This window comes from Shinella sp. M31 (assembly GCF_049199205.1).
GTDB lineage: Bacteria > Pseudomonadota > Alphaproteobacteria > Rhizobiales > Rhizobiaceae > Shinella.
Genome location: NZ_JBLZPH010000004.1, coordinates 84,881 through 99,364, shown reverse-complemented (window position 1 = coordinate 99,364; position 14,484 = coordinate 84,881). Strand labels below are relative to the sequence as shown.

The 14,484-nt window shown below is 63.5% G+C and carries 14 protein-coding genes; 6 read left to right on the top strand and 8 right to left on the bottom strand.

Going from position 1 to position 14,484, the window contains the following annotated elements:
* Position 1: 1 nt before the first annotated feature.
* The 4 genes from ACOZKU_RS00930 to ACOZKU_RS00915 are packed head-to-tail and all read right to left on the bottom strand — an operon-like array spanning position 2 to position 4,090.
* Entirely contained in the window at positions 2 to 958 is a 957-nt protein-coding gene (locus ACOZKU_RS00930; RefSeq protein WP_421577262.1) for an ABC transporter permease, read from the bottom strand.
* A 9-nt stretch (positions 959 to 967) separates the two neighbouring features.
* Positions 968 to 1,738, bottom strand: a complete 771-nt coding sequence (locus tag ACOZKU_RS00925) for an enoyl-CoA hydratase/isomerase family protein (protein WP_421577261.1) — start codon at positions 1,736 to 1,738, stop codon at positions 968 to 970.
* 8 nt (positions 1,739 to 1,746) lie between these two features.
* Positions 1,747 to 2,895, bottom strand: a complete 1,149-nt coding sequence (locus ACOZKU_RS00920) for an extracellular solute-binding protein (protein ID WP_421577260.1) — start codon at positions 2,893 to 2,895, stop codon at positions 1,747 to 1,749.
* 1 nt (position 2,896) lies between these two features.
* Positions 2,897 to 4,090: a CaiB/BaiF CoA transferase family protein gene (locus tag ACOZKU_RS00915; RefSeq protein WP_421577259.1), complete on the bottom strand. Its 1,194-nt coding sequence runs from the start codon at positions 4,088 to 4,090 to the stop codon at positions 2,897 to 2,899.
* A 236-nt stretch (positions 4,091 to 4,326) separates the two neighbouring features.
* Between ACOZKU_RS00915 and ACOZKU_RS00910 the strand changes: the two genes are divergently transcribed.
* From ACOZKU_RS00910 to ACOZKU_RS00885, 6 genes are all read left to right on the top strand, one after another.
* Positions 4,327 to 5,523 (top strand): substrate-binding domain-containing protein, encoded by a 1,197-nt coding sequence (locus tag ACOZKU_RS00910; protein WP_421577258.1) that lies wholly within the window; start codon positions 4,327 to 4,329, stop codon positions 5,521 to 5,523.
* Between the two features lie 74 nt (positions 5,524 to 5,597).
* Positions 5,598 to 6,431, top strand: coding sequence for an ATP-binding cassette domain-containing protein (locus ACOZKU_RS00905; protein ID WP_421577257.1), 834 nt, complete (start codon positions 5,598 to 5,600; stop codon positions 6,429 to 6,431).
* The gene (locus ACOZKU_RS00900; RefSeq protein ID WP_421577256.1) at positions 6,424 to 7,185 is read left to right on the top strand and encodes an ATP-binding cassette domain-containing protein; all 762 of its coding nucleotides are present in this window, start codon (positions 6,424 to 6,426) and stop codon (positions 7,183 to 7,185) included. Before ACOZKU_RS00905 ends, ACOZKU_RS00900 begins: the two co-directional genes overlap by 8 nt.
* On the top strand, positions 7,182 to 8,159 hold the full coding sequence (locus tag ACOZKU_RS00895; protein ID WP_421577255.1) for an ABC transporter permease: 978 nt from the start codon (positions 7,182 to 7,184) through the stop codon (positions 8,157 to 8,159). The genes ACOZKU_RS00900 and ACOZKU_RS00895 overlap by 4 nt, the downstream gene beginning before the upstream one ends.
* Positions 8,156 to 9,112, top strand: coding sequence for an ABC transporter permease (locus tag ACOZKU_RS00890; protein ID WP_421577254.1), 957 nt, complete (start codon positions 8,156 to 8,158; stop codon positions 9,110 to 9,112). Before ACOZKU_RS00895 ends, ACOZKU_RS00890 begins: the two co-directional genes overlap by 4 nt.
* A gap of 10 nt (positions 9,113 to 9,122) precedes the next feature.
* Positions 9,123 to 10,253, top strand: a complete 1,131-nt coding sequence (locus ACOZKU_RS00885; RefSeq protein ID WP_421577253.1) for a M24 family metallopeptidase — start codon at positions 9,123 to 9,125, stop codon at positions 10,251 to 10,253.
* Here the strand turns inward: ACOZKU_RS00885 and ACOZKU_RS00880 are convergent.
* From ACOZKU_RS00880 to ACOZKU_RS00865, 4 genes are all read right to left on the bottom strand, one after another.
* On the bottom strand, positions 10,250 to 11,239 hold the full coding sequence (locus tag ACOZKU_RS00880) for a LacI family DNA-binding transcriptional regulator (protein ID WP_421577315.1): 990 nt from the start codon (positions 11,237 to 11,239) through the stop codon (positions 10,250 to 10,252). The genes ACOZKU_RS00885 and ACOZKU_RS00880 overlap by 4 nt on opposite strands.
* Positions 11,240 to 11,292: 53 nt before the next feature.
* Positions 11,293 to 12,384, bottom strand: a complete 1,092-nt coding sequence (locus ACOZKU_RS00875; protein ID WP_421577252.1) for a lactonase family protein — start codon at positions 12,382 to 12,384, stop codon at positions 11,293 to 11,295.
* 77 nt (positions 12,385 to 12,461) lie between these two features.
* Positions 12,462 to 13,253 (bottom strand): SDR family NAD(P)-dependent oxidoreductase, encoded by a 792-nt coding sequence (locus ACOZKU_RS00870; protein WP_421577314.1) that lies wholly within the window; start codon positions 13,251 to 13,253, stop codon positions 12,462 to 12,464.
* 2 nt (positions 13,254 to 13,255) lie between these two features.
* Positions 13,256 to 14,437, bottom strand: coding sequence for an aldose 1-epimerase family protein (locus ACOZKU_RS00865; RefSeq protein ID WP_421577251.1), 1,182 nt, complete (start codon positions 14,435 to 14,437; stop codon positions 13,256 to 13,258).
* Positions 14,438 to 14,484: the final 47 nt, after the last annotated feature.

Genomic DNA, 14,484 nt, shown 5'->3' with positions numbered 1-14,484 from the left:
ATCAATCGTCTTCGCCACCGCGCTGCAGGCCATCCAACGCCACAGCGAAGATGATCACCAGACCCTTGGTGACGACCTGCCAGTAGGCGGAGATGCCGAGCAGCACGAAAGCATTGTTGAGCAGCGCCATCAGCAGCGCTCCGATGACGACGCCGGCAATCGAGCCGCGCCCGCCGCTGAGCGCCGTACCGCCGAGGATGACGGCGGCAATGACATCGAGTTCGTAGCCGACGCCGAGATTGGGATCGGCGCTCGCAAGGTTGCCGGACAGGATGAGGCCACCGAGGCCGGCCAGCAGGCCGCAGAAAGCGAAAATGAAAAGGCGTGTCGCCTTCAGATCGACACCCGCAAGGCGCGATGCCTTGGGATTGTCGCCGATCGCATAAATCTCGCGGCCGCGGACAGTGCGCACCGAAAAGACATGCACGGCGATGGCCAGCACGATCATCAGCAGGAACGAAACCGGAATGCCCCCGATGCGACCCGCACCGACGAATTCCGCAAAGCCGCCCATCGGGACCGGAATGCCGCCCGTCATCAACAGCGCGATACCGCGCGCGACCGACAGCGTGCCGAGGGTCGCGATGAACGGATTGATCTTCAGCCGCGTATAGAGCAGGCCGTTGACGATGCCGCAGCCCAGACCGGTGAGCAGGCCCGCGATGAGGCCGACGCTTTCAAGCCCCGTATCCCTGATGACGACAGCCGCCACCACCGCCGACAGGCCGATGACCGATCCCACAGACAGATCGATGCCGCGACCGATGATAACCAGCGCCTGCCCGAGTGCCACGATGGCAACGACCGAAGCCTGCCGGCCGACATTCAGGAGGTTGCGCGGCGCCAGAAAATACTCGCTGGCAAAGGAAAGATAGACGGCAACCACGAACAGCATCAGCAGAACCGATGCTTCGCGGTGGCGTCCGAGACGCTTGAGCGCGGCGAGACCCGTGTTCATGTCCCGCTCCTATCGCCGCCGGAAGACCGGCGGGCGCTTTTCCTTGAAGGCCTGACGGCCTTCCTGCGCATCGGCGGTGGCAAAGCAGATCGTCTGGAGATCGCGCTCGTATTCGACAGCCTTCTCATGTGGCATCGAAGCCGCGGCCTTCAGGTTGAGCTTGGCGGTCTCTGCCGCGATCGGCGCGCGGGAAGCGATCGTTTCCGCGATGGCGCGTGCCCTCGGCAGCAATTCCTCGGAGCTCACCACATCGCTGACCAAACCCCATTGCTGCGCCTTTTCGGCGCTGACGGGGTCGCCCGTCATGATCATCAGCGCCGCGTTGGACGGACCGATCGAATGGGCAAGGCCCGCCGCCATGCCGCCCCCGCCGATCCAGCCGAGCTTGATTTCGGGCGCGGCAAACTGCGCGTTCGACGAGGCGATGCGGATATCGCAGGCCATGGCCGTCTCAAGCCCGCCGCCGAAGGCGTAGCCGTTGACGGCAGCAATGGTCGGCTTCAACAGCGCGTGGATGGCGTCGCAATAATCCTCGCGGTTGCGGAACTGCCAGGGCGTCTCGTAGGTATCGAGTTCGCGGATATCGGAGCCGGCGCAGAAGGCGCGCTCGCCGGCACCCGTCAGGATGACGCAGCGGATCATGTCGCTGTCATTGCATTCCTTGACCGCCGCCACGATGGCATCCGCCATTTCAGGCGTGACGGCGTTCAGCTTGGCCGGGCGGTTCAGGGTGATCGTCGCGATCGCGCCGTCCACCTCGAAAAGGATCTCCTCCGTCATGTCGTCTCCTATCGCTCCTCACCGCCACGCCGATGGGCGCGGTAGAGGTCCTGCAGCTGGCCAAGCACGCTCGCGGCCGCCGCCTTTGCTTCGAATGCGTCGCGCAAAAGCGCGGACGCTTTGCTCTGGAAGGCGATGTAGCCGTCGTGGCGCGGGCGCACGTAAGCCGACTCGATCGTCTCCGCCGTCTGGCGGTAGAAGCCGTTCCAGCGCCGGTTGACGCCATTGTCGAACCACGCCTCGCGCCGCGAAGGCTGGCCGTCATGGGCGGGAATGAAGCCAATCTGCGCCTCTCGGCTCATCAGCCACAACAGATGTGCCTTCAGTTCCGGGCTCGGATCGCAGCGCTTCGAGATGCCGATGCCGGTACCGCCGAGCGTGGAACCGGGGCGACCGCCCGCGACGCGGCGTGGCGCGTCCGCAAAGGCGACCGGCTTGCCGGCCGCGGGCGCCGAGTAGTTCACGTAGCCATAGACAAGCGGGCACAGAACCACGTCATCCGAAGCGGCCATATGGTCGAGAATGCCGATCGGGTTCTTTTCGCGCACGACACGCGGGCTCAGCGATGCCAGTTCCGCCATCAGCTCATAGACAATCGTTCCGGTCTCGCTGGAAACGAGGACATCCGGATCGGCTTCGGCCGGCGGTTCGCCATAGGCGGCGGCAATCGACAGGAAGCTCAGGGCCGCATGCGGCCCCGCGAGCGAGAGCGCGACCTTGCCGGTGCGGCGGGAAAGTTCGGCCACCGCCGCCCATGTCTCCGGCGCTCCGCCTTCGACGAGATCGGCGCGCAGCGCCATCACCTGTGTTGCGGCATCGAGCGGCAGCGCCCAGTGCTTCCCGGCATAGCGGTAGCTCGACAGCGACGGGCCGATGCTTTCGGCGGCAAGTGCCTCGACCACATCGGTGCCGAACACGCTTTCGAGCGATTGCAGGCAATCGCCACCGACCGCTTCGCCGACATGCGGATGGTCGAGCACGACGAGATCGTAACGTGCGCAAAGATCGGCGATTGGATGGGACTCGAACCCTTCGAGCGGTTGCTTTTCCCACTGTATATCGAGACCGGCCGCAATCATCTCGTCGCGCCGTGCGGCAGCGGCGAGCGCGTTGAAGCCGCGCGGATGGTCCCAGGTCAGCGCCTTGACGGTCGCCATCTCAGATCGCCCCCGTCGCGACGGCGCCGTTTGCCACAAGCGAGGCGATCGTCTCATCGTCGTAACCGGCTTCCTTCAGAATTTCCTGCGTGTGCTGGCCGGTGACGGGCGCGCCGCGCTCGACGGTGGACGGAGTCTTGGAAAACTTGATCGGGAAGCCCGGCGTCTTGACCCGGCCTTCGGTCGGGTGGTCGTAATCGACGAAGGTCCCATTGTGCTTGATCTGCTCGTCCTCGACGAGATCGGCATAGCCGTAGACCGGACCGCACCAAATATCGGCGGCGCGCAACAATTCCAGCCATTCGGCCGACGTCTTCGTCTTCAGCCGGTCGCGGGTCTTGGAAAAGATTTCATCGCGCCGCGCCCAGGTATCGACCTCGTCATCCATCGTCAGGAAACTGTCTTCGCCGATCACTTCACCCAGCGTCTTCAGCTTCGGAAAGGCAACGATGATGAATCCGTCGCTGGTGGCGAAGGCGCCGTAGGGCGCGCGGATATAGACATGGGCGTGCGGTTCGGCGGACCGCTGTTGCGGCTTGCCGCCCACCGTGAAGACCGAGAGCTCCTGCATCTGGATCGTCGTGATGGCGTCCAGCATGTTGACCTGAACGAGTTGCCCCTCGCCGGTCCGATCGCGGTGGAACAGCGCGGCAAGCGCTCCTTCGAAGGCCGTGTATGCCGTAATCGCATCGACGAGGTATTGGCCGGCGGCCGTCGGCGGCTCGCCCTCGCGGCCGGCCGACAGCATGGCGCCGGACATGCCCTGTAGAACGAGGTCCTGCCCCGGGCGGTTCACATAGGGGCCGTCCTCTCCATAACCCGACATCGACACATAGACGAGGCGCGGATTGATCTTCGACAGCGTCTCGTAGTCGACACCGAGGCGCTTGGCCACACCGGGGCGGTAGTTCTGCAGGAAGACGTCGGCGGTCTTGACGAGATCGAGCAGGACCTTCTTACCGTCCTCCGACTTGAGATCGACGGCAAGCGAACGTTTGTTGCGATTGAGCGACAGAAACGAGACGTTGACACGATTGCCTCCGGCCCCCCCGGCCGCGACATGACGCTGCCACTCGCCCGTCGTCGGTTCGACCTTGACCACGTCGGCACCCAGATCGCCAAGCCGTTGCGCCGCGAAGGGGCCCGCCATGGCGATGGAGCAATCCAGAACCCTTATACCCGACAAAACACCCATATGCGGTCGCTCCTGCACGTTCTCAAGTTGGCCGAAACTTATCGGATAAATTTGATCTGTCTAGAGTGAGCGCTAACTATTTTTGAATTGCGCGGGGGCATGGATGCGATTATCGTGGCTACAGTCGAAGGAGAAATGATGAGCGCTAACTTTAATGTTGACCAACGCCAAGATGATGAATAGATAATTTATTGGTAAAGGTTACGCGGCGGAGGTGCCGCGGGAGGAGGAAGACAATGAAGACGTTCCAGCCAGGCTGCGGCCTGAGTTTGCTTGCTGCCGTGCTGCTCTCGTCGGCCGCAGTTCCCGCCTATGCGGACGCCCGTTCCGACGCGCTTCAGGCCCTGCCGGAAAATGTACGCGTGCTCTATACCGAGGCCGTCGACGTGGCGCCGGCCGCGTTCGCCGACTTCAAGGCTCCGGCCAAGCCGTGGCGCTGGTGCCACTCGGAATCCTATATGGGCAATCCCTGGCGCGTGACCTTTAACGATGAACTCGCCCGCCTCGTCAACGGCGCCAAGGAAGCCGGCGACGTCTCGGAATTCATCGTCTCGGATTCCAACGGCGATGCCACGCAGCAGATCTCGCAGATCCGCTCCTTCATCGAGCGTGGCTGCTCGGTCATCACCACGATCGCCGGCTCGTCGACGGCGCTGAACGCGGTCATCGAGGATGCCCGAAAGGCAGGCATTCCGGTCATCACCTCCGCCGGCGCCGTTACGACGCCCGCCGCCATCAACGTCATGCACAATCAGAACCTCTGGGGCTACCAGATGGGCAAGGGCATTGCCGAGGGGCTGCCCAATGGCGGCACGATCCTCCAGGTCGAGGGCATTTCCGGCCACCCCCTGGTGCAGCAGGAAAATGCCGGCCTCGACAAGGCGGTCGCCGAAAGCGGCAACCTGACGATCGCCCGCAAGGTCAGCGGCGAATGGACGGGCACGACGACGAAATCCGCCGTTCTCCAGGCGCTGGCAACGACGCCGCAGCAGATCGACGCGGTCTGGTCCACCGGCAGCGAGGCACGCTTCATCGCCGAAGCCTTCCAGCAGGCAGGCAGGCCTCTCCCGCTGATCGCGGCTTCCATTTCCGGCGACGCCCTCGGCTTCTGGCATGAGAACCAGGACAGCTTCAAATTCTACGGCGGCGAGGTCTCGCCGCATGTCGCCGCGCAGAACGCTTTCCGCGTCGCACTGCGCATCATCGAGGGCCAGAAGCCGATCGTGAACACGATCATCGCGCCGATGCCAACCATCACGCAGGCCGACCTGCCGACCTGGTACAAGGACTGCATGAAACCGGATTCGGCAGCGATCTTCCCGATGCCACCGCAGGACCCCTTCCCGGAAGAGCTGCTCAACGGCTATTTCACGAACGGTCAGGCAACGTCGCTCTACGATTTCGCCAAAGTCCCGGCCTCCTGCACGAAGTAATCGCCTGAACGGTGACCACTGCCGGACATCCGGCGGTGGTTCCTTCGCGTTCGGCAACGAGAAGGCTGCCCTGCATGCTTGCTACGACACATCCGCAATCCGGAACGACGGTCGCGACATCCCGCATCCATCGCGTCGTCGCCGAGAACGGTGGATTGGCTCCCCATCGCGAGGGCCGCATCGAACTGACAGTCAGCCACCTGACCAAACGCTATGGCGAGACGCTGGCGCTGAGCGATGCATCCGTTACGTTCCGGCCCGGCATCCACACAATCCTCGGCGAGAACGGCTCGGGCAAGAGCACGATGCTCAAAATACTGTCCGGCGTCGTATCGCAGAGCGAAGGCACCGTTGCACTGAACGACCGCGCGATCAGCCCGCGCACGCCGCGGGCCATGCATGATCTCGGCCTATCTACCGTATTCCAGGAGGTGCTGGTCGCTCCGCACCGCACCGTCGTCGAAAACATATTTCTCGGCTACGACGGACCGCTGAAGCGGCGGATCGAAAAATCCGCGCGCGCGCCGCTCGCCAGGGCGCTGCTTGCCGAAATCGCACGCTTCCCCATTCCGCTGTCCGCACCGGCGGGCGAATTGCCACTCGCCAGCCAGCAACTCATCGTCCTCGCCCGCGCGCTCGTCCGCCTACCGTCCATCCTGCTTCTCGACGAAGCAACGGCCGCGCTCGATTATGCCGACCGCGATCTCGTCTTCAGTGCGATCGAGGACTATGCCGCTACGGGCAACATCGTCATCTTCATCTCGCACCGGCTTGAAGAGGTCCGCCGGCTTTCCGACCGCGTCACCGTGCTTCGAAGCGGGCGCGTCGTCGAGACCCTCGAGCGGAACGACATCACGACCGGGAGGCTCCTGAAGCTCATGGCCCCGGAGGCGGCGATCCATGCCTGATGGCACCATCCTTCTGCGCTACGACAATCTCGTCCTCGCTCCCGGCAAGACACCGCTGTCGGGTATAATCCGCGCCGGCGAAATAACCGGCGTTGCCGGCCTCGAAGGCCATGGGCAGGAGCAGTTTCTGCTCGCGTTGGCCGGCCTGGGCCGATATCGCGACGGAGCGATCACCGTCGAGACAGCCGATCGCGGCCCGCTCGGTTATCGCGATCACTACGAGGCCGCGAGCCATGGCGTCGTCTATCTGCCGCGCGACCGGCGTGCGACCGGCATCTTTCCTGTGCTGTCCGTGCTGGACAATTTCGCAATCCCCTCCATGCCACGTTTTTCGCTGGCCGGCATTCTCAATCGCAAGCGCCTGAAGGACGAGCTCGCCGCCTACACGGACTTCCTGTCTATCCGCTATCCCTCGGCCGACGCGCCGATTTCTGCTCTGAGCGGCGGAAACCAGCAGAAGATACTCCTCGCGCGCCTGCTCGCCCTCAAACCACGCGTCATGCTGCTCAACGACCCGACACGCGGCGTCGATCTGAACACGCGCCTGAAATTCTACGAGGCCTTCCGCAAGCTCGCGGCCGAGAACGGCATTGCTCTCGTCATTCTCTCAAGCGAGATCGAGGAAATCCTCGAGCTCTGCGATACGGTCTCGATCTTCCGGGACTTTGAATGCAGTACCGTTCTCGACCGTGCTTCCATGACTATGGAGCACGTCATGGCCGCGATGTTCGGGCAGGAAGGAGCGCCGACATGAGCACCGATCCAATGACCTTTCGCAAAGCACGATTCTGGGATCGCGGCGAGACCCGCCTTGCGGCGATCCTCTTCCTCGTTCTCATCGTGCTCAACGCCTTCCTCAACCCCGTGCGGTTCTCTCCCGCAAACTGGCCGGCCGTACTCGGCCTCGCCGCACCGATGATCCTCGCGACCATGGCGACGACATTGCCGTTCCTCGCCGGCCGCGGCTCCATCGATGTGTCGGTCGGCCCGCTGATGGGGCTGATCAACGTCATCCTCGTAAAGGTTGTCATCGGCGATCTCGGCATATCCTCGCCCTTTATCATCGTACCCGCCGCCCTCCTGCTCGGCCTGGCCTCCGGTGCCCTGAACGGCCTCCTGGCCGCCATTCTGCGCATCCAGCCGATCGTCGCGACGCTCGCCACCTATCTCATCTACGGCGGCCTTGCGCTCTCCATCCTGCCCTCGCCTTCGGGCACCGTGCCTAGTTGGCTGTCCGCTCTCGCCGGCCCGCTGTCCTTTATCCCAGTCGGCGTCGTCATCACCGCCTGGCTCATCTTCAAGCGGCTGCCGTTCTACGAGCTCCTGATGGCGGTAGGCAGCGATGACCGGGCGGCATTTACCGCCGGTGTGAACGTGCCGCTCATCCGTTTCTTCTCCTATGTGTTTTCCGGCCTGACCGCCGGGGTCGCGGCCCTTGCGCTCACCGCGCTGATCGGCTCGGGCGATCCGAACATCGGCCCCGGTTATACGCTGATCGCCATTGCAGCCGCAGCCCTGGGCGGCGTGAGCCTTGCGGGTGGCGTCGGCGGATTGGCGGCGGCCTTCATTGGCGCAGCCGATATCTTCCTGCTGCAGAATGTGCTGACATCGTTCAACGTCTCGACCTTCATGCTGCAGGCCGCCTATGGCGTCGTCTTGGTCCTCGCCGTCTGCCTCAATTCCGAAAAGCTGAAAGCACGGTTCCAGACCTGGAAGGCCAGCCGATGACGACCGCCCATTTTTCCAACCGCGCCCTGATCGCCGTCATCGGCGTGATCATTGTCTTCCTGCTTGGAACGATCCTTATCCCAGGTTTCGGCAGCGTGTTTTCAGTTCGCGCCATGCTCATCCTGGCGTCGCTGCTGGCGATCGCGGCGCTTGGCCAGACGCTCGTCATGATCCTTGGCGGCATCGATCTCTCGATCCCCTTCGTCATCGGCTTTGCCAATGTCGTCTTCGCCAGCCTTTACGGCGGCGGCATGCCGGCATTGCCCGCCTTCCTCATCGTCATCGGCTGCGCGGCCGCCATCGGCGCAGTGTCCGGCGCGCTCTCGGCCGGCCTCTCGATCCATCCGCTGATCGTGACGCTCGGCGTCGGCACGGTGGTTCAGGCAGCCGTGCAGCTCTGGACGCGGGGGCTTCCAACCGGATCGGCACCACCCTTCATCAACGAGTTCGTATCGCTTGGGGGCACGATCGGCCCACTGCCCTTCCCCTGGCTGATCCCCTTTACGCTTGCCTTGACACTCGGCTGCGTCTTCGTGCTGCAGCGAACCGTCTATGGCCGCCGCCTCTACGCATTGGGTTCCAACTTGAAGGCGGCCGAACTCGCGCTGGTGCGCCCCGTTGCAATGTGGGCGACAACCTTTGCCCTCAGTGCGGCCTTCGCGGCTCTTGCCGGCATCCTGCTCGTCGGCTTTACCGGCTCGTCGAGCGCCACCGTCGGCACGCCCTACCTGTTCCAGACGGTCTCGGCGGTGGTGATCGGCGGCACCGCGCTGATCGGGGGGCGCGGCGGTTTTGTCGGCACGGTCGCGGGCGCCATCGTGCTGGTCGAACTGCGTACGCTGCTGATCGGCCTCGGCCTGTCGGAAGCGCTGGTGCAGTCGGCACTCGGCCTACTGATCCTCCTGCTGGTCGCAGCCTACGGACGCGACCAGCACATCCGCAACCTGATCTGAGGAGAGATCCATGGACGAACGGCTTGCAAAAACCATCGCCGCCATCAGGGAGACCGGTGCGGACTGGGGTCTCTTCACCAGCCCCGACGGCGTCGCCTATGCGCTTGGCCATGTCTCCGGCATCGAGGCCGGCCCCTCGCCTTTCGCCGGCGGCCCGAGCCTCGGCATTGTCGGTGTCAACGGCGAAACCGGGCTGCTCGTCACCAATCTGGAGGCCGGAACCGGGAGTTGGGCCGATCTCGTCGTCACCTATACCGGCTTCTCCTTCAAGGAGCCGACCGACATCTTCGCGAACTATATCGGGGAGGCGACAGCACTGCTGCAACGCCTCAGGGTCGGTGGAAAAATCGCGGTGGAGCAACACGCACTGCCGGCTTCAATCCTGTCGATTCTCTCGCTCGACGAGGGAAGCACCATCGTTCCGATAGAGCCCGCCTTCCGCTGGCAGCGTGCCATCAAGACCAAGACCGAAATCGGTCTGTTGCGCGAGGCTGCATTGACGGCTTCGGCGGGGCAGAAGGCCTTCCTTTCGACGGCCCGTACCGGCATGAGCGAACTCGACGTCTTCGCCGCCATCCGGCTTGCAATGGAAACCCGCGCCGGCGCGCGACTGCCGGTAACCGGCGACCTGATTTCCGGACGCGAGCGCACATCGCAATTCATGGGCTGGCCCGGCAACCGCATCCTTGAAAAAGGCGATCCGTTGATCTGCGATCTTGCGCCGCGCGTTGCCGGCTACTGGGGTGACAGCTGCGCGTCCGCCATGATCGGACAGCCGTCCGCCGGCTTCGAAAAGCTCTTCAAGGCAGCCCGAGCCGCCCTGGATCTGGCGATCGAAACCATTCGCCCCGGCCTCGGCATCGATCGGCTCGACCAGAGCCTGCGGGCGGCGATCATCCGGCATGGTTACTCCTACGCCCACCATTCCGGCCACTCGATCGGGACAAGCGTGCATGAGTGGCCGCGCCTCGTCGCCTATGAACGCGAGACGCTGAAGCAAGACATGGTGATCATGGTGGAGCCGACAGCACTCGATCCCGATATCGGCGGCGTGCGGCTCGAATCTATGCTGCGGGTGACGGCGACGGGTTGCGAAGTGCTAACCGATTTCGAACACCGGCCGGATATTCCATCCTCTTAGCCGCTATCGCGGATCATCAGCTTGAAACCCATGTCGATGAGCGTGGTTTCGGACTGGATGCCGCGCATGCCCTCCAGAAGAAGACGCCCGGCCTCGCGGCCGATTTCCGCCGACGGCACGGAGACCGTCGTCAGCGACGGAATGAGATGCCGGGCAAGCTCGAAGTCGCCGAAGCCGGTGATGGCAAGACGCTCCGGCACCTTCAGGCCGATGCGCACGCTTTCCTGCAGCGCGCCCGAGGCTATGATATCGCTCGAGAACATCACAGCATCAGCCTCGGGATAGCGCGCCAGTGCCTTGCGCAAAAGGTCCGCGCCCGACGCCATGGTCAACGGCAGATCACGCGATATGGAAATGCGCGGTGTCTTGCCCGGAAACAGCTCCTCCATGGCGGCGGCAAAGCCGTCCCGCCGCTCGGCCGCGCGGCTGTCGCCCTTGCGCAGCACGCCGGCAAAGACGATGTTCGTTCGCCCGGAGCGCGCCAGATGCCGCGCCATCTCGGCAATCGCGGCTGTGTTGGAAAAGCCGACGAGCCGATCGATCGGTTTTTCCGTCATGTCCCAGCCCTCGACAACCGGAATGCCGGCCCGTTTCAGCATGGTCACGCTGGCGCGGGTATGGTGCGTGCCGATCAGGAACACGCCGTCCGGCCGCCGCCCGAGCAGGCTGCGGATCACCTCCTCTTCTCGGTCGAGCCGGTAATCGGTGTTGCCGAGGAAGATCTGGTAGCCCTCGCGATGCAGAACCTCGGAAAAATGCTGCATGGTTTCGGCGAAAACGGAAGCCGACAGCGTCGGAATGACGGCGGCGACGGTGTTGCTCTTGTGGGAGGCGAGATGGCTTGCCGCGAGATTGTGGACGTAATGCGTCTTCCTGATCGCGTCGTCGATGATCTTGCGGTTTTCCGGCGTCACCGTGTCGGGAAAGCGCAGCGCACGCGAAACCGTCTGCATGGAAACGCCGGCGGCGGCGGCGACATCCGCCATCGTCACCCCGGCGCCCTTCCGGCGGCCTCGTCTTGCGGGCTGCATTTCGTCCGTCACAGGATGAAGGGCCTCACGCATACGGGGGTGCCGATCTCGATACGCATGCCGCTGTCCGTCAACGCACCCGTTTCTTCGTTTCGCCGGAAGATCACGATCGCATCACCGTTCTGGTTGGCAACCAGCAGATGGCGACCGCTCGGCGTGAGCGCAAAATTGCGCGGCGTCTTGCCGCCCGAAGAGGTGATGTCCTGCAGCGTCAACTGACCCGTCGCCTGATCGACCATGAAACATGCTATACTGTCCTCGCCCCGGTTCGAACAATAGAGGAAACGTCCGTCCGGCGACAGATGAATGTCCGCACCATGGGATTCCACGCCGGGCCGGATGGTCGGCAGCGTCTGCTCGACCGTCATGCTGCCGGGGCGACGCAGGACGAAGGACACCGTGGAATCGAGCTCGTTGGAAACATAGACGTAGCGACCGTTCGCATGCTGCGCGATGTGGCGCGGCCCCGCGCCTGCCGGAAGCGAGACCTTAGCGGTCTGTACGAGCCTGCCGTCGTTCGAAAGCGTGTATTCCACGACCTGATCGAGACCGAGATCTGTGACAAGCACCGCACCGCTCTGCGGCACCTCGCTCACCATATGGGCGTGGGGCCTCTCCTGCCGGTCGGCAACGGGACCGAGCGGACCGTCAAGTCGCACCGATGCCGCAGCCGGCGCAAGACTGCCATCTTCCCGGATCGGGAGCACCGCAACGGACTGGTCCGGCCCCTCGCCGCCCATCGCGTAGTTGGCGACCAATACGAAACGCCGGTCGCGCGACACCATGTTATGCGCCGCGATGCTGCCGAGCGTCGGCTGCTTGTTGAGATAGGTGAGCGCCTTTGTCTCGGGTGAGAAACGGAAGGCGCTCACCGTACCCTCATGCCAGCCGAAAACCTCCGAGTTGGCATAGATGACGCCCGACGCCGCATCGACGCTGAGGAAGGTGGGATTGTCGATCGTCGACGTCGCGACAAGACGGGTCCATTCGAGCGCGTCCTCATCGAAGGAGAAGATGGTGAGCCCCTCGCCCCGCGCGCCCTGGAAATAAGGGGCTTCACGATTGAGCGACCCGACGGCGAGATAAAAAGGCTGGCTCACGCGAAAACTCCAGGCTGACACGCATCACGGGGCACGCCCGTGCCCCGCACCGACATGGCATATTCGCTTCCGAGGCGCTAGTTCATCACCCAGCCGCCGTCGACATTCAGCGTCTGACCGGTGATGAAGCCAGCGGCATCGGAAGCAAGGAACATCAAGGCATTGGCGATGTCGCTGGCGCTGCCGCGCCGCTTGATCGCCTGGTGATCCAATACAAAACGGGTATAACCTTCCGGATCGGGATGGATCTTTTCCGCATCCGTTGGAAAGGCACCCGGCGAGACGGCATTGACGGTGATACCATAGGCGCCGAATTCCCGCGCCCAGGCGCGCGCAAGGCCGATCAGTGCCCCCTTCGACTGGACATAAGGCGAAAGATTGGCCCAGCCGCCATTGGATGTGACGCTGGCAATGTTGATGATGCGGCCCCAGCCGCGCGCCCGCATGTGCGGTAAAGCGACCTGAACGCAGACGATACCGGCATCCACATTGATGCGCTGGACCCGCTGCATTTCCTCGATCGAATAATCCTCGAACGGTTTCGAGGGGTAGATGGCGGCATTGTTGATGACGATGTCGAAGCCGCCCACTTCACGCGACAGGTCTTCCAGAGACGAGCGCAGGGCTGCAAGGTCCGAGAGATCGATGGCCCGGATCACCAGATTGCCCAGGCCCTCCTTGTCGGCGGAAGCCTGCAAGGCCGCATTCTTCGCGGGATCGTTGTCGAGCGCGACGACCGTCGCACCGGCACGCAGGAAGTTCAGTGTCGTCTCTGCGCCGAGTCCACCGGCCGCACCGGTATAGAGAATGACCTTGCCGGCAACCGAGATCATGGTGCTTTCCTTCTGCACGGGCTGCTCCGCCTGCATGTTCATGTCCTGCCCTCCAGTGCGACGTGATTGCCCGAGGGCTGCGGGAAATCGGCATCCGGCTGGCGCGCAATGGCCGTAATCCTGGCCTCGCTTACCGCGATCGCGTCGGCATCGGGCAGAATACGGAACGTCGTATCGTAGTGCCGCTCCTCGCCATGCTCGAGCCAGATCAGTTCGCCGCGGTCACGGGCCGCACCATGGCCGAGCACGTGGTTGGTCGAGGGCTCGATGCCTACAGCGTATTGTCCCGCCTGCAGGTTCTGCCATTCATACATGCAGGGGAACTGGTCCTTGCGGGTAACGACCTCGAAGCCGATGCCGAGGCGGTCGTTGACCAGCGCCACGGGCACCTCGCCCTTCGCATCGGCAGCCATTTCATGTTGCCAGACCTGCTCGTGGAAACCGAACTGCGGCGCCGGCATGGTGCGGTAGCCGACGCCCTGCTTCTGATAGTCCGGCCCGGCATGCGCTGCCCAGACGACATCGCGCACAGGCGCCAGGTAGCGCGAGCCCTCGGCCAGCACAGGGTGGCCAACATTGATGTGGTAGCAAAACATGTGCGGCGTGCGGTAGAAACCGCGATTGACCACCGTGTCGAAAATGCGGATGTCGTTGGTGCCGGCCTTGATCTCGATGCGGCGCTTCAATTCCAGATGCTCGCCGAAGACCGTGCCCTGGGTGACTGTGCCTTCGCACCATAGATAACAATCGTCACCTTCCCAGCGCTCACCGTAGCCGTCCAGCTTGCCGGGAATGGTGCCGACCCGGCCGTGGATGGAATGCTTCACGGTCTTCTTCGGGCCGTAGACATAATGATCGGCCGGCTCGTCATACATGAAGAGGATATGGTCGAGGCCGCAGGTGATCATCAGGCCGGAGAACGAGCGCATCCAGCCAAGGCCGCCCTCGCCCTCGTATTCGTGCAGGCCCGGATGGCGAAAACCTGATGGAGAATGCCAGCCGATCGCCATGCCGCGATAGTCGCAATCCGCAATATCGAGAGCGCGGTCCACCAGCACGGTGAAGCGCAGGCCCGTGCCGCTGCGGAATTCGAGCATGCGGATGCCGCATTCCACACCATCCGACAAGGTCATCAGCCGCACGCCGGCAAATTGCGAAAAACGTCCTGCGCTGGCAGCAATGTCGCGACGCGACTTCGCTTCCCCGAATAGTTCGACCATCGTGTTTTTCCTTCTCCCTGCCAGGCAGGTCATGCTGTCTCAGGAGG

Excerpts from the sequence above, each read along its gene's own strand:
- ACOZKU_RS00930 (WP_421577262.1), bottom strand. The coding sequence starts at position 958 with ATGAACACGGGTCTCGCCGCGCTCAAGCGTCTCGGACGCCACCGCGAA.
- ACOZKU_RS00925 (WP_421577261.1), bottom strand. The coding sequence starts at position 1,738 with ATGACGGAGGAGATCCTTTTCGAGGTGGACGGCGCGATCGCGACGATC.
- ACOZKU_RS00920 (WP_421577260.1), bottom strand. The coding sequence starts at position 2,895 with ATGGCGACCGTCAAGGCGCTGACCTGGGACCATCCGCGCGGCTTCAAC.
- ACOZKU_RS00915 (WP_421577259.1), bottom strand. The coding sequence starts at position 4,090 with ATGGGTGTTTTGTCGGGTATAAGGGTTCTGGATTGCTCCATCGCCATG.
- ACOZKU_RS00910 (WP_421577258.1), top strand. The coding sequence starts at position 4,327 with ATGAAGACGTTCCAGCCAGGCTGCGGCCTGAGTTTGCTTGCTGCCGTG.
- ACOZKU_RS00905 (WP_421577257.1), top strand. The coding sequence starts at position 5,598 with ATGCTTGCTACGACACATCCGCAATCCGGAACGACGGTCGCGACATCC.
- ACOZKU_RS00900 (WP_421577256.1), top strand. The coding sequence starts at position 6,424 with ATGCCTGATGGCACCATCCTTCTGCGCTACGACAATCTCGTCCTCGCT.
- ACOZKU_RS00895 (WP_421577255.1), top strand. The coding sequence starts at position 7,182 with ATGAGCACCGATCCAATGACCTTTCGCAAAGCACGATTCTGGGATCGC.
- ACOZKU_RS00890 (WP_421577254.1), top strand. The coding sequence starts at position 8,156 with ATGACGACCGCCCATTTTTCCAACCGCGCCCTGATCGCCGTCATCGGC.
- ACOZKU_RS00885 (WP_421577253.1), top strand. The coding sequence starts at position 9,123 with ATGGACGAACGGCTTGCAAAAACCATCGCCGCCATCAGGGAGACCGGT.
- ACOZKU_RS00880 (WP_421577315.1), bottom strand. The coding sequence starts at position 11,239 with ATGGCGGATGTCGCCGCCGCCGCCGGCGTTTCCATGCAGACGGTTTCG.
- ACOZKU_RS00870 (WP_421577314.1), bottom strand. The coding sequence starts at position 13,253 with ATGCAGGCGGAGCAGCCCGTGCAGAAGGAAAGCACCATGATCTCGGTT.
- ACOZKU_RS00865 (WP_421577251.1), bottom strand. The coding sequence starts at position 14,437 with ATGGTCGAACTATTCGGGGAAGCGAAGTCGCGTCGCGACATTGCTGCC.